This window comes from Paenibacillus sp. FSL K6-1096, from assembly GCF_037977055.1.
Taxonomy (GTDB): domain Bacteria; phylum Bacillota; class Bacilli; order Paenibacillales; family Paenibacillaceae; genus Paenibacillus_AQ.
The window spans coordinates 4,523,917-4,546,744 of sequence record NZ_CP150274.1 but is presented as its reverse complement, the minus strand read 5'-3'; the positions used below and the strand labels follow the sequence as shown (position 1 = coordinate 4,546,744).

Genomic DNA, 22,828 nt, shown 5'->3' with positions numbered 1-22,828 from the left:
TGCAATCTTTATATTGATTCCATTATTATTTGACTTACCTTAAATATATCATCATTAGTGATATATGGAACTTGTGCATAGATTAAATTGGCCTCACCCGATAGCCTCGCTACAAGATGTCCTCTTCCTAGTAAGTTTTCAGCACCCTTTTCTCCAAGTGCAATTTCAGATGTCCCTATGCTGCCTACCTTAAGTATTAGCCTGTTCCCTAAATTGTCTCTTAATTGTACAGGTAAGGCATCTTTATCAGGCCTTTGTGCAGCAAATATTAAATGAATACCCGCTGCTCTTGCCTTCACTCCTAATCTTTGCACCGCTGAGGACACTGTGTTTTTGTATTCATCAATGAGCATCCAGTCTGCAAATTCATCATGTATAAGAAATATAAATGGAAGCTTATCCACATCAGGCACTTTGGAATTATATTCTTTAAGATTAGGAACTTTATGTTCTCTGAACCTCAGATACCTCGATTCCATTTCATTAACTAGTTCTTCAAGTATTTTTGATGCTCTATCTCTATCTATTATAATTCCTTCTGTTAAGTGAGGGAGATCTTCAAGCCCCTGATAATCCACACCATATTTAGGGTCAATCAAATAAATCTTCGCAGTTTCTAACGAATTTGTTGCACATATGTCTAATATCAATGTTTGTATTAGGACCGACTTACCACTTCCCGTTTCTCCAGCTATTAGGGTATGTGGAGCATGTTGTTCAAGCCCACCAAAAGGTCCATCAAGGTTTAAATATAGCAATTCGCCATCAACCTCTTTAACACCTATCACAAAATTCAGATTAGTTTTTAAGTTCTCGCTCTTAATTTCACGTGCAGCCCACACTGTGGCCAAAGGAATTATTTGTCTTTCTGGTCTTTCAATGAAAACAACTATTTCTCCTGGATGTGGAAGAACATTAATTACATTTAAAGCATGTGTAGTGAGCAACTGAGACTTCTTTTTTTCAATATCTTCAACTCTTAATCGATCTGAACCTTTAAGCTTTACTATCGCTGCATTAGGGGTTAAACGCGATTCTAAAACTTTGCTTTGTAAACCATAACTCGCTAAAGCAACTTTTAATGAATTTACAACACTGATCAACCAGTTCTGATCACTAGCATTATCTACACCTTGTTTAGAATTACTAATCAACCATTCATTAAATTCTTGATTTTTATAAGGAGAATTGGACACTGTTTTAGAACTTCTTGGCATAACGCCTTCTCCTCCGCTAATATCCGTTATCCCTGGAGGTAATACTTCAAAATCACTCTGAGCTGAGTTGCTATTTACAACTTCAATTAATGGTTCTTTGCTACTTGTATTATTGTTACTATCAGCCTCAATTATTATCTGTTTATCCTCAATATTAAAGAGCTTGTTCCAAGTTATCTCATTAGCAAATTTAGATCTAACTGAGTAAAGTTTTTGTTTGTTTATAATTGTTAGAAACAATTCCCTTACAGCTTCTCTAGAGTATACTTCCTGATATCCATGAATAAGTTCATTTAATTTATTTTGTTCACTTTCTAAATTTTCCGCGCCTTCACTCGTAGGCACAAATACATGAGAATATCCTCTCACTTCAATTTTAACACTACCATTTCGTATTAACTCTCGCCAATTTTCAATTGAAATTGAGGAGTTTTCCATATACACAGTTCCTTCCACAAGCAGGTCACTTATTTTTGAGAGCCATATATCTCTGTCCATCCTTGCCGGCTCTTTGAATAGTGCGTTATTTATCCTAGCAACTGTGTCGACAAGTTGTTTCTTAGAAATCTTTTTAGAATTTGATAAGTTTTTAATATCAACAAATTTAGCCTCAGTAATTATTAGTTGCAAATAGAATTCTCCATCTTTTTCAAATGGGCTAATTGCCATAATGTCTGCAATTTGCTCCTCATTTTTCCCTAACCAACTTGCGTAATCATCAAGAAAATACCAGCCTATGTTTGTAGGGTCTTGCATTTCTTCTGCTATAATTAATTTACTTAATACTACACCCAGCAATTCACTAGCATATCTCCCTAATTTAGCAGCCCGTAGAACTATGTCCCCTGATAACTCATTTGCTTCTTGAATAAAATAATCAGCTAGTGTCTCTATATCAGTATCAACAATTCCTAGGTTCAGTGATTTCAGCTTTCTTTTTAGTATTATTCTAAGTAATCGTAGTGATGTTGTAGTCGAAACTACTAAATTGGGGCCGTTTGTTTTATTATGCTGATACTTTATAACATTAACACCTTGGTTCTTCAACAGCCTTCGATCTAACAGTTCGTCATAATTTGCTACCCATTCTCCTAGTTTATGTGATTCATCAAATATATTTTTCGTATCTTTATTCTGAAAAGAAATCTGTCTTGATGGCAAGAAACACTCATCATTATCTTCATCGCTAGATTTCGTAATGCTCTTAATAAACTTCAAATATTCCCAACCCTCAACAATTTGACTAGGACAAACAAGGTAAGTTATTGACTTTAACTCATCCTTAGCCGTAGGACGACGACGTGACCATCTTGCAGGATAATGCTTAATAATATTCCTAACGGGGACAGAAACGTCAATTTTAACCCACTCAAACATTGCATGCCTTGAAATTACATCTTGAAGGAACACCACGTCGTAAGGCTTACCTTCTTCATTTTCAGATACTGATGACTGATGTGCCATTACCCCTATTCTTAACTTAGCCATAAAGTCACTAGTAACCTCACTAGCAACAAAATTATCAGTATCAGCATCTGTACCTTCAACCATTTTTGAATAGATATTATTTAATTTGTTTATATCTCTATGTCTTAATACTACCTGGCACCTAATATTATCATTTTTGTGATTCATTTTAGAAATTGATTCCACAATAGCTAAGGGCAGTCTTGTGGAATCGGAATTATAAAGTACCACGCCTAAATTAGCTCCTTCATGGGGCTGTAGTTCCAGATATCTATCTAGTAGATTAACTAATTTTGCACTAGCCTCTTTAGGATCTTCATTGGTCTCTTGATAAATCGTTTTAATTATTGGCATTTCCATTAAACTATAATCGTTCACACTATCTGATATAGTTAAAAGTTCCGGAAGCTCTACTCCTTGAAATCCCAAGCAAATTTCAGGATAGTATGGATGTTCAATATCTGATTCTATCTCATCAAAAAATAACTTCGAATCGCCAAACTCTAAATTCTCCGCTTTCATAAGATAGAAAATTACATCTTTTAATTGTTGCATTTTCGCTGCAAGACCAGCCATTCTCATTGGATGCCAAGGAGGAAGAATTGCTACCGGTTTATTGCCCTTTACTTCAACAATCCCTATTTTCATTAACGGATACCATAACTTAAGCCTATTAATATCTCCTTTACCATGCTTCATTAATGAAGTCATTAATTTCCCGTATAGCTCTGATTGCAAAATTTGATTTTCAGAAATAAGCCCCCCCTCGAGCCATTCATTTAAAGCGGTCTTATATGTTACTGAAAATTTTCTCCAGCAATCCAATATTTCACTATATCCATTTGTATTAATCCGAGATTCATCCCTAGCCATTTCTAATTCACTTAAAAACTCATTTTGAATATCCATAGTTTTATCATATACACTTACAAAGGATCCCCTATTTTGTCTATAAACTGGCTGAAGCGTATAAACATCACTTAGTGAAATACCTTGGAGCTTCCCCTTCTTACTTATATGATTTTTAGAAACGCTGGTTCGTTGGAATGGATGCTGTAGGTTGTTTACCAAACGTTCTAGATCACTATACAATCCCATTCCTACAGCATTAACATCTCCTTCCCAAACCAACTGGACTTTACAATGTTGATCGACTCCAAAATCATCCTCATAATAAAGTTCAATATAAAACTTAATTTGCCTCGAACCCTTTGAAATAGAGTTATTCTTACTATACTTTAGCTTTAGCCTTTTCCGCTCTATTTCAATAAACTCATCATACTTAAACAACCAAAACGTATCCCACTCAATGTACGGGGCCATTAATTCTGGTAATCCTTTATATCTAGTACTAAAATACAAACCTAAATCAGTATTTAGATCTAGCCACGCACTTTTTTTATCTCTTTTTTGAGTCTTTACTTTGATAACTTTTCTTCGTTTAGACCCCTCAGACTGTGCAAGCAACCTTTCAATAGCACGCATTAGACCTACAAGGAAGTTAGTACATTCTATTGGTTTTCCATATATAAACTTATCCCATTTGGCCTTCAACTTTTTATTAAAGTCTATTTGATATCTGTGCTTATCGAAAAACTCTACATCGTCTTCATTTGAGTCCCTGGCTTTTCTTTTTTCAAGTAAGTTTAAGTAATTATAGTCTTCGTCAGTAATTAAGTCAGAGAATTCATCTTCTAAAAGCTTTTTTGTTTCATCTGCAAGACTACTTTTTTTTGCTAGCCTAATGCCAGAGAAGAATGAATCAATCCCATCACTTTCCCATTCGAACTGAGACAAGATTTCGGATTCTGCAGTCCAAGCTGGTTTTGAAGAAATAAACTTTAATATAGCGGAATGAACATATTCGGGAATATACTCTTTTATATCCTCAAATGAGCTCTTTAATTGTTCATTTTCTATTACATCTCTTGATGAAGTGAGCTTATATAAAAAGCAGCTTCTCTTTTCTTTTAATTCTTTGTAAGCATTTTCCCAATTTTTTTTATAAGTTTGTCTGTTATCAGCAATAGAGTAAAAATAACCTGAATCTCTAGGAATCTTTAGAGCAGGTAAAGCCCATCCTAATGCTTCTATTAAAGTCGCACCATCTTCACTTATCTTATTCCTTGTATCAGAAACATACTTGCTAAACATCTCAAGACTGCAATCCGTTGTATTAAGCAAGCCAATCAATGCCTTCTCCCAAACATTAAGAAGTCTTTGACTTCCATTTATAGTTGGAATATTACTAGAAGCTACATTAACCCAGATCTTAGTATTAGCTTTTAGATCATTAGTTCCAATTTTAAAAATATTCTTTAGGGAAGGGCCTTGATCATCATTATTGTTAGCAAGCAGTAAGACTGGTTTATCTGTATACGTATGTCGTAAATTAGTAGTTCTTTCTGTTGTGAAAATATCCTCAGGCAGTCCTTGCCCTATATCTAGTTCAATAGGTAATTTAATATCTACAATTTCGCTTAAATAATGATCTTCAAGTATTTCCTTACATATTACTGATACCTGCGGACTTGATAACCTATCCAGTAAAAATCTCGCTATACCATCCTCTTGTTCTCCTCCAATATTACTCTTTAAGAACTCTGCCGCAACCTTACCGATTAATTTCAACTGTTCCATCAATATCCCTCTTTTGCAAATGGGTTTTCAACATAAGCATATGCGTCTGAAAGTCGTCTTACCAGGCCCATACTCGATAATCTTTGTTCTAACCTTAGAGCATTTTCAGAAAATGCTATTAAATCTGCTTGCCCTGATGCAGTTATATCAATTGCTTGTTTATCCCCGATAATAAATCCATATTTTCCGTATAGCTTGGCGAGGAAATCTTGAAATTCCATTCTCTTCGGAACGTTTGTAATAACTAAAGATTTAAAAAAATTATCCGTCGGCGCATATCTTATTCTTTGACTATTTCTGCTGGAAGAAAGACCGATTTCTTTTCCCCAAACTCTATGAAAATTATTAACGTGTTGTTTATGACGAAATAACGCTTTATTAACTAATTCATTTAATAAGTCATCAGGACTATTATACATAGTTAAATCCTCATCGTTTGATGGCCACATAAACTTTTCTTGCAATATTTTTTTCGCCTCAAATATTGGGTCACCACAATTAAAGATTTTTTTCCATTCAATTGAATCCTTGAGACTATAAATATGCAGCTCGATTGCCTGCCTAGAAAGATTATTATTATTTACAAATGAATCTGAGGCTAATTCACGGATCACAGTCTTTTTAGGCGCCATTATTTCAAGTATAAATTTCGCCTTTTCATCCTGATTTAATACTGCCTTAGATCGATTAAGAAAATATAGTATCATATGTAAACCTGTCATATTTACTAAGTGAGGCAGTTTATCATACGCTGGAATTTCACAGCCAAAAATATTTAACCAATCATCGGCCAAGTTTTCAAAATCTTCTAGTTTTTCGTATGGCAAGTATGTCCCCTTAAGCTCTTTAACCGGGTTTTCCAAACCAGCATCTGGCTGTAACTTTTTTGCAAGTCGATTGAAAACGGATGAAGAATTCAGTATATTTGTCTCAAGGAATGGCAATAAGTTCTCACCTCGACGAGACCTTGAAAGCATTAAATATAACACCTCTCCAGTCCTGCCAAAAAATCTTCTATCATTTTGAACTTTATCCCCATCAATCCTTAAATCTTCATATAAGCATTCTTTTCCATATGGAAAAATAAACTGTGAACTCCAGCGCTTATTGTTCTCGCCTTCAATTGTGTTACTCTGTAAAAATTTAATCGATTCATAAAAATCTTCAAAATTACTATCAAAGTTTGACTTCAAATAACTGAAATCCGGAATGGAATCTATTCCAGCAAATTTTCTTTCCGCTTCTAAGATCCATTCATTCCATGCTTTTTTCTCATCTTTATGATTCTCATAATCTCTGTAAATAACATCGATATAAGGGTTGTTAAACAGTAAGTTTCTTAAATAAATTCGTGAGTACGGTCTATAGCTTAGTGAATTAAATGTATCTTCAACAAATGCCGACCCATTTTGGTATTCGGAATTTAAAACACCTAAAAATTCCATAAAACATAACCACGGTGTTTGTTCATCATATAATCTATGCCCCCAAATTGATTCATCAACCCAAAAATCCAGATTATTATAAGAATAATTTTTTGGTAGAGTTGAATTCATCAAAACACCTCCAATGATTTATATTCAACTAAACCCTTTTCGTTAACCTTTAACAAATTTAGTGTTGATACGTCATCATTATCATCTTCAGTGTATCTTCTTTCCTCTAGCCTTTTTAACAACATAATTTTATAAGCTAGAATATCTTCATAGCACTCTCTTGAAAAGCTACCTGGTAACGCGCCTTCAGCTACTCGAGAAATAAATTCATATCTAATTAATTGTACCTGTAATCGTACTGGAGGAAGATCATTAGAAAATCCAATGGACAGATATATTTTAAAATTCTCTTTATCCAATTCGAATTTCATATACTCTCCTCTATTTGGTTTAACAGAAATAAATTCTTCAAGGATTCTGCTGATTTTTGCTTGAGAGTGATTTCCTGATGTAGACAAGATCAAACGATCCTTATCTTCCACTAATAGACCTGTCATAATCCTATTTAGCCCTTTCGCTATTCTACTTATGTATTGAGAATTCACTCTTACTTGCTCATGTAATGGTGTATATAATTCTTTTAGGAACTCCCCGGCATACTGAAATGTTGTTAACTTCCAAATCATTAGTTCCTCTTCTAAATCAGTTGGAATAGTAAAAAAAAGTCTTTGACGTTGAGATTTGAGCAAATTTAAGAAGGTTTCCTTATCTACACTATCGCCTTCCAAATAGGCTTTCTTTTCAGCGACAAAGGTCTTATCCGCACCATATTTACTATCTATTAAAACAAGTTCCTCGTATTTTTTTTTGTATCTACTATCTTCTTCTCCGAAAATTAACATGTTATCTATGATTCCATTAGTTTCGGTACCAATCCCAAATTTATTAAGAGTTTTAAAAACATCTAAACTATCTCTTTTTCTTTCAGGAAGGTTTTCTCCAAATATGTTTCGGTAAATACTTGCTAAATGTACTGTATCCTTGCTTAAAACTTTTGGAATATCAGTACATTTTAATAACTTATCCCTAGTATCTGGATGTCCAAGAACCATATTTGTTATTAATAAGAGTAACTGTCTAAGGGGGAGATGCAGTTCGTTCACTTCACACAAAGTTAAAAGTTGGGTTAATCTACGTACAATTAGGTTATCTTTGCCCTCCAATCTCTTTTTATTTTCAAAAATCGGACAAATTTGCTCCCCTTTACTATACGAGCAATAACTGCACTCTTCCCACCCTGGATTTTTCAAAAATTCATCAATAATTTTCGGAAATAATAGTGCTGAATTCAATTGGCTTAGATTATAAAGACTTAAATCACAACCAGCCGCCCTCTTTTTCCCACTAATAAGCAAATTTTCTATCAACTCGCGAGTTTTAACCACATTATCAGATTGATAAATGTCTTTCCATGAATCTAGTAACTGTCCATCATTTGCAGCGACTAAAAATATAACGTCTTTTCTTTCTCCAGCAATAGAATCTGCCATTAAGGAGAGGATTTCTTTGTCATTTAGAGACAATTCACTTAAATCCTTAATAAAAATCATCTTTATTCCATTTATTATTAATTCATTTATTTTATTGTTCTGAGCCCATTCGTGATCTGCTCCTCCTAATCTCCCCCATAGTTCTCTACAATAATAAGTTTTTCCATCGCCAGCAGTGCCTGTTAAAATTACAGATATAGGTGATTCTGAAAGAAAGTTTTGTAATAATTCATCCAAGTAAAGCATTTCTATCTTAATTGGAACAACTTTTTTCTTATTAATTATCCTTTGAATAGTTTCATCATACATATTGTCATTTTGAGGAATTGGACCGTACTGCCTCAAAAAGTTTATCCAATTAGAAGTGTTCTTTTGCATAATAAACTCTCCTCCTTACATATTTTCCTAAACGCATTATATCAACAATCTCTCAAATAGACTATTTCTTTTAGTCTTAAATTACAGTGCATACTTTAAATTCATTTTCTAGATAGGAAAATTTTATAATTGGAATCTTTATGCGTCACAGCTTTTTTTCCAAATACTTCAAATGAAGACTGTCAAACAATAGGACTGATTCTTATAACAAAAATCCTAGGCTACTTTTATAATAATCTTTTATCATAAATATCGCCAAAATGATCGCTTGCAGAAACAAAATATCATTGGATTGATTTCGTTTTATACAAAAAGAAGCTCCCTTTAAATAGGAAGCTTCTTTTTGTATATCAAGAAAACGAACAAACACAAGGAATATCCGCATCTGCTTTAAACAAAAACTTCTCAAACCCCTCTCTTTCCATGACTTCGCGAAATTCTTTCATTGTATAGGAACTACCATCTTTTTTAAGAATTGATACATCCTTCTTAAAATCAGCTCTAAAACGTTCCTCCATCTCTTCTTGCTCCCGATATCTTTCTGGCCAAATCGAATATAAAAGGGCATAGTGTTGGAAGCCGCCCCGTACACATCTGCCAGCACAATTCGCATGAGAAAAGCCTTTAATACCATATTTCAGAGCCAACTTGGCATTTTCGTTATTTTCTTTCTCCGCTAATTGTTCTGCGATATTGTACATTCGAGGCAAATCAATTCCCCATTCATCTCGAATAATTCCTTTGGCATCAAGATCCTCTCTGAATAATTCGATTAGCGGAAAGCGTGTTTCAATAGGCTCTATCGGACGGTGCTCGTAAAACTCTTTTAAATTAACTGCACGCTGTTTCTCATGTGGACCAATTCCAAAATAGAGTATTGGTTCTAAGTTCTTTTGATTCCTTAACTCGTCATCCAAAAAGAGAATGGTTTGTCTTACTTTAAGCTCTTCAGAGCACTTAGCCAACCGCGAATTGCCAAGAAATCGCTCGTCATAGAAAACTTCCTCTGGGGTTCTTCCATCGAGTCTTTCTGTTATTTCTAACTCCACATGTCTGGCTACTTCTTCCATAAAACGGTAGTTGTCTTCATCTTCCCATAAGGTGTTAGTGAAAAACAAAATACAATTTTCTTTGCCATAAGTTTTCACCATATGATTAGCAACATATGCACTTCCAGCTCCGCCACTGAACATAGCTACATGTACAACTTTTTTTTCTTGGATGTCCATATTATCACTCCGATTTTACTACATAATTTTCAAACAGTTGATAGATAAGATATTCGAGTTCTTGACGTGGTACATTTTTACCAGCACTATTCACAATTCTTTCCAGGTTCGAATAGATCGTTGTAGATTTAACAGATAGATCAACTTTATTTATTAGTTTTCTACTATTGTTAAGTTGAAATGAGACTACATTTAAATTATTTTGTTTTATCTCATTATCTGTTAATATCAATTCCTTTAAATCATGTTTAAGCTGTGTAAAAAATAAATCATGCGTGGTATCAGACCAATCCTCCACTTTAACCCCAACGTACTCTTCTGGAAATCGTTCTATCCATGTTTCTTCGTTCTCGTAGGAAAGAGCAGCGTCGATTCTTTCTGGCAGCTTATTAATCGAGTAAGATCTTTCAGCTTTCTGGGTCTCAATCCATTTTTCCAAGTCATTAAAGCTACTGACACCCACCACTTGCAATGTCTTACTAGCCAGCTCTTTTTTTAGCAATGTAGTGAAATTCTCCGCATATTCTTTAATTACTAATAACTGCTCTTTATTGTGATAATATCGGCTCATTAGCTGTGCAACTGATTGTTGAGGATCTACCTCAGACCTTTTAATAAGATCCCTGAAACTTCTAAATTCTTCGTCCACATTTAATGAAGTTTGCGCTATCCTTGGAAGTGATCTTAGCCATTTCAGTAGAGTACCACAAATGAATATGAGTCTAGACTGGTTATTTAATCGCGTTTCTATAAAATCAACAAAGTATCTTTCAATTGTGTTAAAGAATTCAATATAATTATCATTTATGTGTTCATAAGCGTACTGGTAGTTATTCGCGCCTATTTCCAATATAATTTCAAACAACTTAGCACCATTAATACCTGGAACAAACATATCATTCCGATACAACATAAACTCATTCCAACGATCCCTAAGTAATGCTACTAGAAGAATAGGAATCAATGGTTTTCTAATCCCAAAAGGTGGAGCTAAAAATAGCTCGACTATATCTTTAAAATCTCCTGTAGGATTATTCTCTAATTTTTCAATCAATTTTGTTCTAAGTGCAAGAAAGGATTCATTTTTTATGTTTGAGTAATCTAAGCTATTGACGTTCTCATCAAGCCTATCATTATTTTTAAATATAGCAGCAAATAAAGCATAGTCAGGTCCATTCCCTTTAATACCAAAATCCTGATTACGTGGATCCTCAATCATTTTATCAATTATCTGTATTGCTGCATTTCTCTGTACCCCCGAGATCATGTTCCTATTAAATGAGTCATTCAAAATCACAGGAGTACAATTATACAACTCATAGCACTTATCCGACAGTATCTCTGCTAAATCAAACTCAGAAGCAATCGATACTTTTGTTCCACAAATATACCAATCCTTTTCTTCGTTAAAAGAAGATATTTCTGACAAATATGAGGATATTCTAAATTTAGTTTCATTAAGGAGTATCTCCAGTTCTTCCTTAACGCCTTTATCTTCAGAGAGCAAATCCTTGTTTTTTCTTAATAGATCCAATCCACTATAATTATATACTTCAGGTAAAATCGCTGATACCGGTTTAGGATGTAAAAAGAATAACTCCCTGTCCGATCTTTTGCTTAAATCTTGTAAGATTAAATCTAACGTGATATACATTTCTTGGTCATTCGCTAAGACATAGTATATTATTAAATCGTAACCGTTAGCCCATTGATTCAACTTGCCTTCTATTATGTCTAGTCCGTATACAATTTTCACTGCAGAGAAGCGAGTCATTCCCTTATCATCGTTGTAACGTTCCGGCAGGTAAAATTTGTTTATTAGATTATTGTGTAATACCTCAATTTCTCTAGCTGGGTCTATTTTTAACAGTTGCTTCTCACGGTCAAGTTTTTCTTGCAAATCAACTGAATTACCTGAAAATAATTCCCAATAATTATTCACTCGATTAAATCGAATAACCTTATGCGTGCTTAATATTTGTAAAATTTCTAATAGTTCTTCCTCATTAATTCGAGTAGCAAATTTTAAAAATTCGGTGTTCAATTTCTGTTCACTTTGCACTGCACACAGATTCCAAAGGGTTATGATTTTCACTAAATTCATTGCCGATTTCTTATTTAAGAACCCCTCAGGAAGACGAGCCACTGCTTTTCTATAGAGAAGAATATGTTCAGAAAAATCTTCATTGCCGATATCATAAGAATCAGGAAAGAAAAAATCGAATAACTGATGTACTAAATAATAGTCATTAGTTTTATTAATATGATTCAATAAACCACCAGTTTCTTGGCTTTCTAGAAAAGTAAACAATGTTCTTTCATTCTGTCCAAATACTCTAGTCAGATTTGGTAACAGAAAGATCGTTACGGGATGAAGAGGAAACATCCCTCTAACCACAAGTTCATCTCGCTCCGTTTGATTAATACTAGGAAAGAGAGGGTATTTCCTCAACATTTCCCGTGTACTATTGAACTCTTTAGTACTTATAATCGGCTTTTGATTAAGGTTCTCTGTTAATATGATTTCAGCAATCCTTAGAAAAGTTACTTGGTCACTTTTAACTAAATATTGACTAAACCTTTTCTCAATACGCTGAAATTCCTTTGCTGCGTCCTCATTAGAAGAGCTGAAATAGTATCGCAAGCTTTTATGAGTAATAAGCAATAAGTGAATCGAACTAGATCTATTGGCTAGCTCAGCAAGATCTTGAATATCTTGCATTGCTTCATTAAATCTAGCCGTATTCAAACCCTGTAAAAATCTTGCGAATTCATCGTAAACCACAAATATTCCCAGGTTATTATCCTGAAGAACGGCTGTTAAGTACTCCATTTGTGAAAGAAAGCTATAATCGTAGTCAATATCAAAATTAGCGCCAGCACTAAGAAATGGATAGATAGCTGAAAAATATTTAATCTCAACTTCATTTTGCTTTTTTATCTCTTCAATCCAATCGTCAGGATTTCTCCCATCTTTCTTCAACTGATGACAAAACTCACGATAAGTATTAGGAAATTGCTGTTCCCACACCTCAACAGACTTTATGATTTTAGTGGATAACCCAGGTAATACAACATCAATCCCTTTTTCTTTAAGTTTTTTTATTATTCCGGATAAAATAGAATGTCTAAATCTTCCTTCATTACCGCTCAATAAAATCGGTAAATAGGGTTTTGATAGTTTACTAACTATTTTGATTTTCGAAGCTATTTGATCATCAACTTGTTCAAACTTCCCCACTAATGTTTCGATATCATAAGGGCTAGCCATTTTTGATACTATACTTCCAATTACATTAGCTAACAGTGATTTACCTGTGCCATATGGACCAACAATAATGTGTGCTCGATTGGCATCAGCAGTAAAACCATTAATTATCCCTTTCATCGCCTCCGCATGGGAAGGCGTGGGAATATAACGTGTTATTAAATCAGCGTTCCCCAAATCGAATTTTATGTTAATACTGGACTTAAAAGCCATATCTAGTAGCTCATCCTTTCAAAAGCTCACTCTTAATAAACTCAATCGACGTAATCAACGGTACTCTTATATAGTCCAAATTATTTGTTCTTACGTACTCAATCGGATACTTTTCGTGGTTAGTAAGAATATTTAGCGCTTCAACCACCTTATTCCGAGACAGATTAAATATTTTCCCCCATAGGTTATCACCATTCACAATCTCATCGACACTAATAAGCCGATCCTCAGGGATAGAGTCAAGATCAAGAAGGATGTAGTAAAGTGAGGCTATTCCAATTGAATTAAGCTCAGGGATTATTTTTTTGATTGTATCAAAGCTCTCCCCTGAGCGTTCACTTCTCATCAACTTTAGTTTCGAAAATGGGGAAAACATAGTATCCTCGGGATCATTATCATCAGGCGATTTAGTATAGAATTGAACTAAACAGTCTATATCTCGTTTCAAAGAATTTCCTGATATATCCTTCGCCTCATTTTGGCTAACCCATGTTACAAAGGAACTAAGTAAATCAGGTCTGCTAACAGAAGTTTCTCGATAGCTGTTAAAATACCAATCAAATACTGTTGATTGATCATTTTTATTCTTTACCAAGTGATAGTGAAGAATAGCCAACGATTCATTTTTTTGCAAAAGGCGATCACTATTAAATAAAATTTCTCCTAATTCCGTTAATACATGTATCCGTTGTCCCTCTATTGTTCGTTCCTCAACAACATCAAAAGCAAACAACCAATATTTTAAAGCTTCAAGCATATTTTTTCCAAGCCCAATTGTCTCAAATGCATATTCATTGAAGAAAAACCTATTATTTTGTTTTACTGCCCTTAATCCTTTGCTGAACCACTTATCTCTTATATAGAAACTTTGATGTCTAGCATAAGCCATATATGTAGGACTTCCTTTCTTAAATAATCATCCCTGGAGAATAGTCTCCAGGGATGATTATACACCAAGATATAAAATATGGATAGTTTTTTAAGGAACTTATGTTCTATTTATTGTGTTTTGTAACGTTTTCATGAAATTATATATAGTAAACATTCATTTTCAAATGTCATTAAAACAGCCACACCCACCGATGTCCATTAAATCAATCGATATTTCCTTATTGTTCAACTCGTCCTTTTCTATTTGCTCCCTAAATTCCTTTAAACTTAAATAGTTCATCTGTTTATCTATTGTTCTTCTTATGAAAGGAACTTTCTTCCCTATGATTAGAAAAAGTTCTTCTTGCTTGGCTTCATGATAAGCATATCGTTCAGGCATTTGCTTTAATAAATTGTAAAAGTGTCCTTGCCCTCCTTTCACACAAAATCCCCCACAATTATTATGTGAAAAACCCATATTATATAAACGTGGTCTATTAACTCCGTACTTTTCAACCCAGATACACATATCCTCTTTAGACAAATATGGCTCATTAATTAGTGGAAACTCAACATGGTACGGTTTCCAATAGTCTCTACACTTTTTTGCGCGATGCTCTTCAGTCCAATCAATTCCAAGATATAAAGTAACTTCATCTGGAGAAAATCTCTTTTCAATCCAATTCCTTGCCGCCTCCCTTTTTAGTATCCTACTACACGGATCAATCCTTGTGTTCCCCATATACCTTACCTCTTCAAAAACTTGCCATATATGCTTACCTACAGACATCCATTCCAAAGCCCCACCGATATATCCCCAACTTTCATTTAAAAATCGGTATAAATCTTGATCCTCGCCCCGATGAGGATGTCCATCATTTTTCTTTTTCGTATCAGTAAATAGGTTTATGATATCCTCACTTCCATATTTCTGCATCACTCTCATTCCTGCCGCCCAACTTCCAATCCCACCTGATAAAAAAACTATTCTTTTCATACTTCATCCTCCCTAACAAAGTTAACTCATTGTTAATTTTCATTATAGGTTAACCATATGTTAACTTCAATTATATTTATTAACTTCTTGTTAACTTTGGGGTAAGATATTTCTGAGGTGGGTTTAATGCTAATATCGGAAAGAATAAAAAAGTTAAGAATTCAGAACAACCTTACACAATTACAATTAGGAGATTCCATAGGAGTATCAAAGGTATCAATCTCCGGTTACGAATCTAAAAAGAGGATTCCTGATGTAAATACATTAATTAGGCTTGCAGATTATTTTGAAGTGTCTGTGGATTTTTTGATTGGAAGAGAAGAAAGAACATACATTAAAGAGTTAATAAAAGAAGACCGTCCACCTTATATTTTCTTTGGACAGGATAATTTAGAGGAAATAACAGCAGATGAGGCGCAGCGGTTAAAAGAAGAATTAGAAATGTATCGTCTTTACCAGTTAAAACAGAAGAAATAACAAAAGTTGTTTGGACTAATTTGTAATTTTTTAATCTAGAAAACTTTCCAAAATGCATCTTAATTTGCTATTGAACACGTAACCCCCTTATAACAAAATAGAGGACAGATTGTTGGCACGGGGTTACCCGCTCCATTAATCTGATCCTCCATCTTTTCAAATCAATGATAGTTCTCTATAGAACGCTGCTACCCTCAACCAAACCCCACCACCGCCCCCTGCAAAGCCAACCGCCTCTGCAAGTACGCCTTCAGATGAGGATCAACACAGTAGATATAACATCCCTTCGTTCCCCGGGTCATTAGGGTCCGGTAGGTGTTGCGGATAATCTGATCGGCTATGCGGAGGGCTTCGTCCTTGTCTTTTTTGTACAGGGTCTTGAAGCCTGACAGGGACTTGTCTGTCTTCGCACGCTTGAAAGGGTCGGTGATGATCCGGTTGTTCTCATAGCGCATATCTTCGCCGATGATTACTCCGACATAGTCGAACTCCAGACCTTGGGAGGTGTGGATGCAGCCTACTTGCTCGATGGATTCCGGGTCGATGGCCCAGGTGGTGGTATTGCTCAGGTTCCAGCTCATGAAGAATTGGTATTGCTCTAGCTGAATATCATGCACGCCGGGATTGTTCTTGCCATCGCTCTTCCAGTCCCAGCAGTAGCCGGCGAGCATTCGGGCCTTGTTATTGATCTGATTCTTGCTGAAGATTTCGTCCCGCAGCTTATTCGGGTCATCGTAGAGCCGGATGTCATACTCGAAGTCGAAGCCGTCTGCATTCGCCGTTTCACGAATTTCGAGCACATCATCCAGCCATGCCAAATATCCGTCCGAGCCATTGCACCGGAATTGGGAAGACAGGGTCATCTCCGTGATGTCGGCATCCATCAGCTCCGCATAGTGCCTGATCTGCTCCTTGCTGCCTACATCGTGCATGGCAATCTTCTGATATTCATCGATGAAGAATACCGAGAACCGGGAAGCACGGATGATCTCCATCATCTGATTGATCCCTTTATTTTTGAACAGGCCGGACTTCTCATTCAAGCGGTGCGCCTCGTCCACAATCAGGCAATCGAATTCATTGGGCAATGCATCATAATATACACCTGAGCCTTTGAATAGGTTATCGATGACCGCTTTCTTCACGTTCTTCTGGAGCTTCTTCATATACACGGAACGCGGGGCGCTATTCTTGGTTACATATTGGCAGACGAGTTCCCGGGCGGTAAGCTCTACCAGCAGATTAATGCCAAGCACCGACTTGCCTGTTCCCGGGCCGCCTTCGACGATCAGGACTTGCTTTTTTCCAGACCGGGCTTGCTTCGCTAATCTTAAAGCTTCTTGATAAACAACATCCTGATCGTCGATCATAATGAATTCCTGATTTCCCTGGAGCATACTGAGGAGTGCATCCTGCAGCGATTTGGAGGGTTTAATTTTGCCGTGCTCTATAAGGTATAGTGATTTGCTTCTGTCGGTCTTTTTAATGTAGGTCGTGATAAACCCTCTTAGCTTTAGAGCATCTCCCTTGGAGAAAATCGGCGCTTCCTCAATGTATGAATCGTAGACAGGGTGCAATAAGGGGTCATTATCTTTCTGAATATAGTTATGTAGATACGCACAAGGATAGAGCTGGACCGCTTCGTTCTGCACGCTCTCGTTGTAATCATGAATGAGTCTGGCATAGGACCATGCCTGCTTCGAAGGATGCTGCGTGCTTGTCTTGGTTCTGTTAAAAAAGGTTCTGACCAGACCATCCGCATCCTCAACCGTCTCCACTTCTGTCCACTGCTTAAGCTCGATGATAACCACGGAGTATTGATCCTGTTCATTCAAGCCTGTAATCATGAAGTCGACTCTTCTTGGCTGCGCCGGAATTCTATATTCAATCGCGATTCCTGCGTCATCTGGAATGTCCGAGGTGTTCAGTACTTTATATAGATAGTTCATGGAATTGTTCCAGGCATTGATTTCGCCCATGGCAGCCCTGCCGATTTTTTGAACGTACTGGTTATGAATCTTTACGGCGATCGTATCCTCGGTCACATCATCCATAAATTGCTGCTTGGTCGATTCATAGATAATCATAGAGCTCTCCCCTGTTCATTCACTGCTGTGTGCTTTTTTGTGAGCTTCCCTTGGAGCTGGATATGGGGTATTTCTTCGCGTTTTTGTCTATCTTCTGGAGGATAGCCTCCTTAACATCGATCTGCAGATCATGGGCAAGCGTTAGCGTGTAGATAAGAATATCCGCGATTTCGTCCTGCATGTCGGAGTAATGCTGCTCTATAGCCTGCTGACTGTTCTTCCATTGAAAAAGCTCCAGCAGCTCGCTAGACTCCAGCGTGATCGAGAGCGCCAGATCCTTGGGATCATGGAATTGCTTCCAGTCCCTGTCGTCACGGAATTGAATGATTCTCTGCATTAATTCGTCCATGTGTACCTCCGCCCGTTGGTCAAATTCAATTTTCCACAATTTCTCTGTATGCAATAATGATAGCCCAATCCCTAATGTAAATCTATGATATTCCTAAAATTACACAGAAAAGGACTCCTATTGGAGCCCGGCAGCGTGGTTTGAACCATATTAGAGTTGGAATTCAGAATTGGAGCTGGTAACTGCCTTTGGAATTATTGCCTTCACGAAGGTTTCTTTACTAGTTTGGATCGCTAATTCTTTTACTTTGTCTTTCCCTTTAATAATGAAAAATGGTGTGCCTGTACCATAATAATTCGAAAAATTGTTCGGTGTCATTTTTTCGCCTGTGATAGAGTAACTGGTAACTGTTCCGATTTCCAACTCAATTTCACTGGCAGATACCTTTTCGTCAGTTATTAAATATATTTGGTCATTCCATTTTAATATAGGTGATGCGTTGCTTAGAGAGGATTTAATTTCGGTAAAGGTAATATCCTTCTTTGTTGGGTTAGATTCTTGAGGGTTAGAGCAAGCGGTCAATAGTATCAATAGAGAAACCCCTATCAATCTTTTCATGATATTCCTCCATACAAATATTTGAGAGCTTGTTCAATTGTATGCTTATGGTTTTATTGGTAGCACTACGGGTAATCTAATCGGCTTCGCGAAAGGCCTCGTCTTTTCACTCTTCAACATGCTTATATCGTTTTGTTCCATCGTCCACACCTTGGACAGGAGCCCTACTGTATTGATATATCTTTCCATTTTCTTTACGATACAAATATCTGGAGCTTCTATCATCATCAAAAATGACGGTCGTACTCACCAGAGGAGCTTTACCAATTTGAGTATAAATCTCATATATATCATTCGGATTATACCCTTGTTCTTCTATTAAGTATGCTTCTACTTCGCTTGTTGTTTTATCTTTGAATATTTTTAATCCAGCTAGTCCTAAGGCGCAAGCCATCAGAACAATTACCAAGAGTAGTATTTTTATTTTCTTCATGACAAATCCCCTTTGTATATTGTAGTAAGCTATTTCAGCCGAAGGATCGGACCTGCATCCCCTACAGGCTAAGGCAATAAACCGAAGGAGGGTTAGCATGAACAAAATCGCAAAGATTATAGCGTGCTCTTTAATTATAGGAATTTTAGCAGGCTGTGCAGGGAATTCCAATGATACCCCCAAACAAGAAGCTACAAGTCAAGACACACAGCCTTCAGCGCCACACTCATCACCAGACCAGGACGATTTTAAAACAGGTATATTCATTGAGTTAAGCGATGTAAATGATACGAAGTTGAATGAACAGATTACAAATAGTTTGAATGCAGTAATGAAGGCTTTAGTGAACAATAATGAGAAAGAATTCAAGAGTGCCTTTGCAAATGATCAGTCTGCTGACGCACACGGCTTTATGCTGGGCAAAGAGTATTCTTTTGATAAGCTAATTTCTGTTGAGGATGATTCTGCTGGAAGAACTGTTGTAACTCTAGAGGTTAAAGTTAAGGATGGTTCGGATGTTAAGGTTGACAATCTTTCCTTTTACTTCGTGAAGGATGATGCAGGCAATTGGGGGTTAAGGACTATAGATTAATTGCCGATCCTGAATTTAAAATAGTGAAAGAAAAAGGTGCTCCTTCGAGAACACCTTTTGGTTCATGGTCTATTTAAAATAATTCTCCAGCTTACTTATTATTTCACCATTGTTGGTTGAATACTCACGCAGTCTATTCTTGGTCTTACTACTGTCATACAAGGAAATATTAAATTTGTTAAATATGTCTATGCCGAATCTAGCCTCTCTATTTACATATATCCGAATGGTATACGTATAGGGAACAAGCTTAATTTTTCCGTCATGTGCACTCTTCAAGTCTAACTTATTGAACTCAGCCATGAGCTTATTTATTTTTTCCCGATCTTCGATTTTAATTTCATCTTGCCTAACTTCTTCACCTGAAGATCTTTGGGTGATATAAATGGCCGATATTTCATTAACATTAATTTTATCGGTGATCAGTTTCTTGAAAGAAGTCGTCTTCTGAGCATTATATACAAAGACAGCTGCTACCAAAACAATGATTAGAGCCCCGATTCCTAGCAGGTATTTGGTTTGTTTTTTCATTATAAATCCCCTTCTCTAAGAAAACTCACAAATACCTATAACCCCTTATCCTTACGGAGCTGATCCAGCCGTTCTCTCACCTGCTCTTCAGGCTCCAATTCCGACAAATGTGCGACTGCGTGAATTAGCTGCTCTCCCCAGGATGAAACGTCCCAGCTCTCCAGTGCGTTGATTGCCATGTTCCGGTTGGAGATGACTGGACTGTTCAGGCCAGTGAGGATTAGCTCTGCGCCTATCCCCTCGAACCTGTCCAGGCTCTGCAAGATAGCGCCCAGCTTCCGGTGTGCTGCATATTCTTCGCCGAATCCCATCTCAGTCCCGGGGCCAGTGGCGATCTGCTGCAAGGGGAGGTGCCCTGTGGCGAACTGAACGAATCTTTGAATCCGGTCTCTATCGTCTGATTTCATGAGTTGATAGTAATAGAATTCCTCTAGCGGTTCAGCAGTAAGCTGTTCGTAGAGCGTGTCCCAGATATCTATCCCCAGCTTCTCTGCACAAGCACCACCGTAGTAAGCATCGGTTAAATTGCCGCTGCGTACAGCATTCATAACGATACTGTTCCATTTGGGGTCTGCGATAATCCGCTCACAACCCGCACGGATATCGCTCTGTAACTGCTCGTTCCAGCTTGCAGAATTCCGGGCAGCCCATTTCTCCTCATCCTCAGATACAAAACCGTAAATACTAAATATAACTGAAAGATGCAGTACTGTTGTCCCTTGCTCCCGGATAAGCCTTACATAATCAAATAACACCTGTGGTGCATCCTCATAATCATCGATGTCCTCAGCCGGGCCGCCATTCAAAAGAGCTTCAATGATATCGGTTGCTCCATCCAGTAATTCGCCATCCACCTGGTCAACCGAAAGTGCTTCCCGTAAGCCACCATTTCTTGCACAAATGCAGGCTAAATATTGGTTCATGACGTTATTGCGGCATCCTTGCCGCAGCAGCCAATCCTTGATCTCCTGACTGGAGGGTTCGAGTCTCTCGACGATATGTATTTTTCCCCAGCCATGTACCTCTTGAGCGAGTTCAAACAGCACCTGATTGCTATCTTCCATTCCATTATAGATTGCAACCGTCGTATACAGTGTAAATTCCTCATGTCTCCCCAGCGTTAGAAGCAAATCCTTGACTTGCCCGTTCTGAAAAAGACCCAGCATAGCAATGCCGAACTTGACCGCATTCCGGTGTGCTGCATTCTCCGCGAGCCATTTCCCTTCAAGGAATACGGATTCGGGCTTAATGCCGGGCTGCTTGCGCACCTCATCTATAATGGCATCAATCATGCCGCCTACATCTGTCTTAACTAGCTTGGCATATAGGGCTTTTCTCGTTGAGTCCTTAGGCTTTCTGGAATGCTTCGCCAGCAATTGAACCAGCTCTCTAGTCTCATCTGTCATCTTATCAGGTCCAGCATGATGACCAAAGGCACCATCTAGGCCTCCTGCCACCCATCTCATTCGATCACCGGCCCAGAATTCATCGTCATCCGGCAGTGATCCATCCACGGATTGCCCTTGCTCCTTAATATAGGAGTAAATGGAGGGGCGGCCCTCCCACAGCGGGCGTTTCGCTCTATCGAAGAAAATAACCATTGTGCACAACACCTCTTCCTGTATTTCTTCAGTACACTTCTGTATCTATAATGGCTTAATTTGATAGTAACGAGTATGGCAAAAGTATTACAACAAGGCTCTTCCCTGGTCTCTCTGCTCTGTATACTCATCCCTAACCCTCTGCATTTGCACAATATGCCGCTTGGCATGCTGACTCAGGAAATAGATGTATTGATACACATCAAGCTTCCCCAGGTTGTTTACCGTCATTGTGGTTGTGTAGAGTAGCCCCTCTCCGTTTCACAGCTCCTTTAAAAGCTCTCTGCATTCGCTAATCTGCTCTTCCAGTAACGCCCTAATCTGCCCTAATTCTTTGTCCCCTGTTGGCTCCATATGCTCAGGTCTGATCCATTCAAAAGCCTTAAGGCTAAATCCCGCAATGAAACAAATAAAACCCGCCTTCAAAAAGCCTATCCGCAAATGAAATCATCTTTGCAAACTGCTCAATAACCTCATGCCGCTCGTAGATCAATCGTTCATACTGCCCAGACTGCTCTTCGCCCTCAATAGTATAGAATTCTCCGGTGAGCTCTAACACTTGTGGTGAATTCAGGAACAGGTCTCTCCAAGCGGAGAAGATCCTGTGCAAGGCAGCCGCCGAGTGCTGATCGAAAAGAGTCACGCCGTAATAGTTAATTCCGGCACCTGTCGGCATTCCCGGTAACGCCGGATTACTGCTTGGAATCCACTTCAAGGTATCGTTTATGTACAGAATAATGTCGTCATGTATGACCACACTATCCATTACTTTCGGGTTATTAGCTATGTTCATCCATAAGTGTTCTGCATCTCCTACAGCAGGAATCAGATAAAACTCATGTACTAATGCCATCTTAGCCTCCTATATATCCGTCTACTCAGCCCATCCTCCCGGCTCCTACACCAAAAAAGCAATGACTAGCTGGCCTCCCTCC

16 protein-coding genes are annotated in these 22,828 nt (G+C 37.4%); 2 read left to right on the top strand and 14 right to left on the bottom strand.

Translation table 11 applies throughout. The features are described 5' to 3' along the window. Positions 1–8: 8 nt before the first annotated feature. From MHI24_RS20160 to MHI24_RS20130, 7 genes are all read right to left on the bottom strand, one after another. Entirely contained in the window at positions 9–5,324 is a 5,316-nt protein-coding gene (locus MHI24_RS20160) for an FtsK/SpoIIIE domain-containing protein (RefSeq protein WP_340021314.1), read from the bottom strand. Next, a complete protein-coding gene (locus tag MHI24_RS20155; protein ID WP_340021313.1) occupies positions 5,324–6,880 on the bottom strand; it encodes a hypothetical protein in 1,557 nt (518 codons plus the stop codon). Before MHI24_RS20155 ends, MHI24_RS20160 begins: the two co-directional genes overlap by 1 nt. Further along, positions 6,880–8,688, bottom strand: a complete 1,809-nt coding sequence (locus tag MHI24_RS20150) for a hypothetical protein (protein ID WP_340021312.1) — start codon at positions 8,686–8,688, stop codon at positions 6,880–6,882. The genes MHI24_RS20155 and MHI24_RS20150 overlap by 1 nt, the downstream gene beginning before the upstream one ends. A gap of 350 nt (positions 8,689–9,038) precedes the next feature. After that, positions 9,039–9,917: a hypothetical protein gene (locus tag MHI24_RS20145; RefSeq protein WP_340021311.1), complete on the bottom strand. Its 879-nt coding sequence runs from the start codon at positions 9,915–9,917 to the stop codon at positions 9,039–9,041. Between the two features lie 4 nt (positions 9,918–9,921). Next, positions 9,922–13,398, bottom strand: coding sequence for a hypothetical protein (locus MHI24_RS20140; protein WP_340021309.1), 3,477 nt, complete (start codon positions 13,396–13,398; stop codon positions 9,922–9,924). Positions 13,399–13,408: 10 nt separating this feature from the next. Beyond that, positions 13,409–14,287 carry a DUF4007 family protein gene (locus tag MHI24_RS20135; protein ID WP_340021308.1) on the bottom strand — a complete coding sequence of 293 codons (879 nt, stop codon included), beginning with the start codon at positions 14,285–14,287 and terminating at the stop codon, positions 13,409–13,411. A 162-nt stretch (positions 14,288–14,449) separates the two neighbouring features. Beyond that, the gene (locus tag MHI24_RS20130; RefSeq protein WP_340021306.1) at positions 14,450–15,265 is read right to left on the bottom strand and encodes a hypothetical protein; all 816 of its coding nucleotides are present in this window, start codon (positions 15,263–15,265) and stop codon (positions 14,450–14,452) included. 126 nt (positions 15,266–15,391) lie between these two features. On the opposite strand from MHI24_RS20130, the gene MHI24_RS20125 reads away from it, so the two are divergent. Beyond that, positions 15,392–15,742 (top strand): helix-turn-helix transcriptional regulator, encoded by a 351-nt coding sequence (locus MHI24_RS20125; RefSeq protein ID WP_340021305.1) that lies wholly within the window; start codon positions 15,392–15,394, stop codon positions 15,740–15,742. Between the two features lie 194 nt (positions 15,743–15,936). Here MHI24_RS20125 and MHI24_RS20120 read toward each other — a convergent pair whose 3' ends face one another. The 4 genes from MHI24_RS20120 to MHI24_RS20105 all read right to left on the bottom strand — a co-directional run bounded on the left by MHI24_RS20120 (position 15,937) and on the right by MHI24_RS20105 (position 19,169). Then, positions 15,937–17,829: a DUF2075 domain-containing protein gene (locus tag MHI24_RS20120; RefSeq protein WP_340021304.1), complete on the bottom strand. Its 1,893-nt coding sequence runs from the start codon at positions 17,827–17,829 to the stop codon at positions 15,937–15,939. 19 nt (positions 17,830–17,848) lie between these two features. After that, on the bottom strand, positions 17,849–18,178 hold the full coding sequence (locus MHI24_RS20115; RefSeq protein WP_340021302.1) for a nucleotide pyrophosphohydrolase: 330 nt from the start codon (positions 18,176–18,178) through the stop codon (positions 17,849–17,851). Between the two features lie 150 nt (positions 18,179–18,328). After that, positions 18,329–18,736, bottom strand: coding sequence for a hypothetical protein (locus MHI24_RS20110; RefSeq protein WP_340021300.1), 408 nt, complete (start codon positions 18,734–18,736; stop codon positions 18,329–18,331). A 106-nt stretch (positions 18,737–18,842) separates the two neighbouring features. Then, positions 18,843–19,169: a DUF3139 domain-containing protein gene (locus MHI24_RS20105; protein ID WP_340021299.1), complete on the bottom strand. Its 327-nt coding sequence runs from the start codon at positions 19,167–19,169 to the stop codon at positions 18,843–18,845. Positions 19,170–19,266: 97 nt separating this feature from the next. Between MHI24_RS20105 and MHI24_RS20100 the strand changes: the two genes are divergently transcribed. After that, the gene (locus MHI24_RS20100; protein WP_340021298.1) at positions 19,267–19,761 is read left to right on the top strand and encodes a hypothetical protein; all 495 of its coding nucleotides are present in this window, start codon (positions 19,267–19,269) and stop codon (positions 19,759–19,761) included. A gap of 69 nt (positions 19,762–19,830) precedes the next feature. On the opposite strand, the gene MHI24_RS20095 is transcribed toward MHI24_RS20100, so the two are convergent. The 3 genes from MHI24_RS20095 to MHI24_RS20085 form a co-directional block, all read right to left on the bottom strand. Further along, positions 19,831–20,292 carry a hypothetical protein gene (locus MHI24_RS20095; RefSeq protein WP_340021297.1) on the bottom strand — a complete coding sequence of 154 codons (462 nt, stop codon included), beginning with the start codon at positions 20,290–20,292 and terminating at the stop codon, positions 19,831–19,833. A gap of 35 nt (positions 20,293–20,327) precedes the next feature. Continuing rightward, complete coding sequence (locus MHI24_RS20090; RefSeq protein WP_340021296.1) at positions 20,328–21,893, bottom strand: limonene hydroxylase; 1,566 nt, start codon at positions 21,891–21,893, stop codon at positions 20,328–20,330. 388 nt (positions 21,894–22,281) lie between these two features. Next, on the bottom strand, positions 22,282–22,746 hold the full coding sequence (locus MHI24_RS20085) for a hypothetical protein (RefSeq protein ID WP_340021294.1): 465 nt from the start codon (positions 22,744–22,746) through the stop codon (positions 22,282–22,284). Between the last annotated feature and the right edge of the window lie 82 nt (positions 22,747–22,828).

What these genes read in the sequence shown, in the direction of transcription:
- MHI24_RS20145 (WP_340021311.1), bottom strand. Translation starts at nt 9,917, where the DNA reads ATGGACATCCAAGAAAAAAAAGTTGTACATGTAGCTATGTTCAGTGGC.
- MHI24_RS20140 (WP_340021309.1), bottom strand. Translation starts at nt 13,398, where the DNA reads ATGGCTTTTAAGTCCAGTATTAACATAAAATTCGATTTGGGGAACGCT.
- MHI24_RS20110 (WP_340021300.1), bottom strand. Translation starts at nt 18,736, where the DNA reads ATGAAAAGATTGATAGGGGTTTCTCTATTGATACTATTGACCGCTTGC.
- MHI24_RS20125 (WP_340021305.1), top strand. Translation starts at nt 15,392, where the DNA reads ATGCTAATATCGGAAAGAATAAAAAAGTTAAGAATTCAGAACAACCTT.
- MHI24_RS20155 (WP_340021313.1), bottom strand. Translation starts at nt 6,880, where the DNA reads ATGAATTCAACTCTACCAAAAAATTATTCTTATAATAATCTGGATTTT.
- MHI24_RS20150 (WP_340021312.1), bottom strand. Translation starts at nt 8,688, where the DNA reads ATGCAAAAGAACACTTCTAATTGGATAAACTTTTTGAGGCAGTACGGT.
- MHI24_RS20135 (WP_340021308.1), bottom strand. Translation starts at nt 14,287, where the DNA reads ATGGCTTATGCTAGACATCAAAGTTTCTATATAAGAGATAAGTGGTTC.
- MHI24_RS20130 (WP_340021306.1), bottom strand. Translation starts at nt 15,265, where the DNA reads ATGAAAAGAATAGTTTTTTTATCAGGTGGGATTGGAAGTTGGGCGGCA.
- MHI24_RS20160 (WP_340021314.1), bottom strand. Translation starts at nt 5,324, where the DNA reads ATGGAACAGTTGAAATTAATCGGTAAGGTTGCGGCAGAGTTCTTAAAG.
- MHI24_RS20085 (WP_340021294.1), bottom strand. Translation starts at nt 22,746, where the DNA reads ATGGCATTAGTACATGAGTTTTATCTGATTCCTGCTGTAGGAGATGCA.
- MHI24_RS20090 (WP_340021296.1), bottom strand. Translation starts at nt 21,893, where the DNA reads ATGGTTATTTTCTTCGATAGAGCGAAACGCCCGCTGTGGGAGGGCCGC.
- MHI24_RS20095 (WP_340021297.1), bottom strand. Translation starts at nt 20,292, where the DNA reads ATGAAAAAACAAACCAAATACCTGCTAGGAATCGGGGCTCTAATCATT.
- MHI24_RS20100 (WP_340021298.1), top strand. Translation starts at nt 19,267, where the DNA reads ATGAACAAAATCGCAAAGATTATAGCGTGCTCTTTAATTATAGGAATT.
- MHI24_RS20105 (WP_340021299.1), bottom strand. Translation starts at nt 19,169, where the DNA reads ATGAAGAAAATAAAAATACTACTCTTGGTAATTGTTCTGATGGCTTGC.
- MHI24_RS20120 (WP_340021304.1), bottom strand. Translation starts at nt 17,829, where the DNA reads ATGATTATCTATGAATCGACCAAGCAGCAATTTATGGATGATGTGACC.
- MHI24_RS20115 (WP_340021302.1), bottom strand. Translation starts at nt 18,178, where the DNA reads ATGGACGAATTAATGCAGAGAATCATTCAATTCCGTGACGACAGGGAC.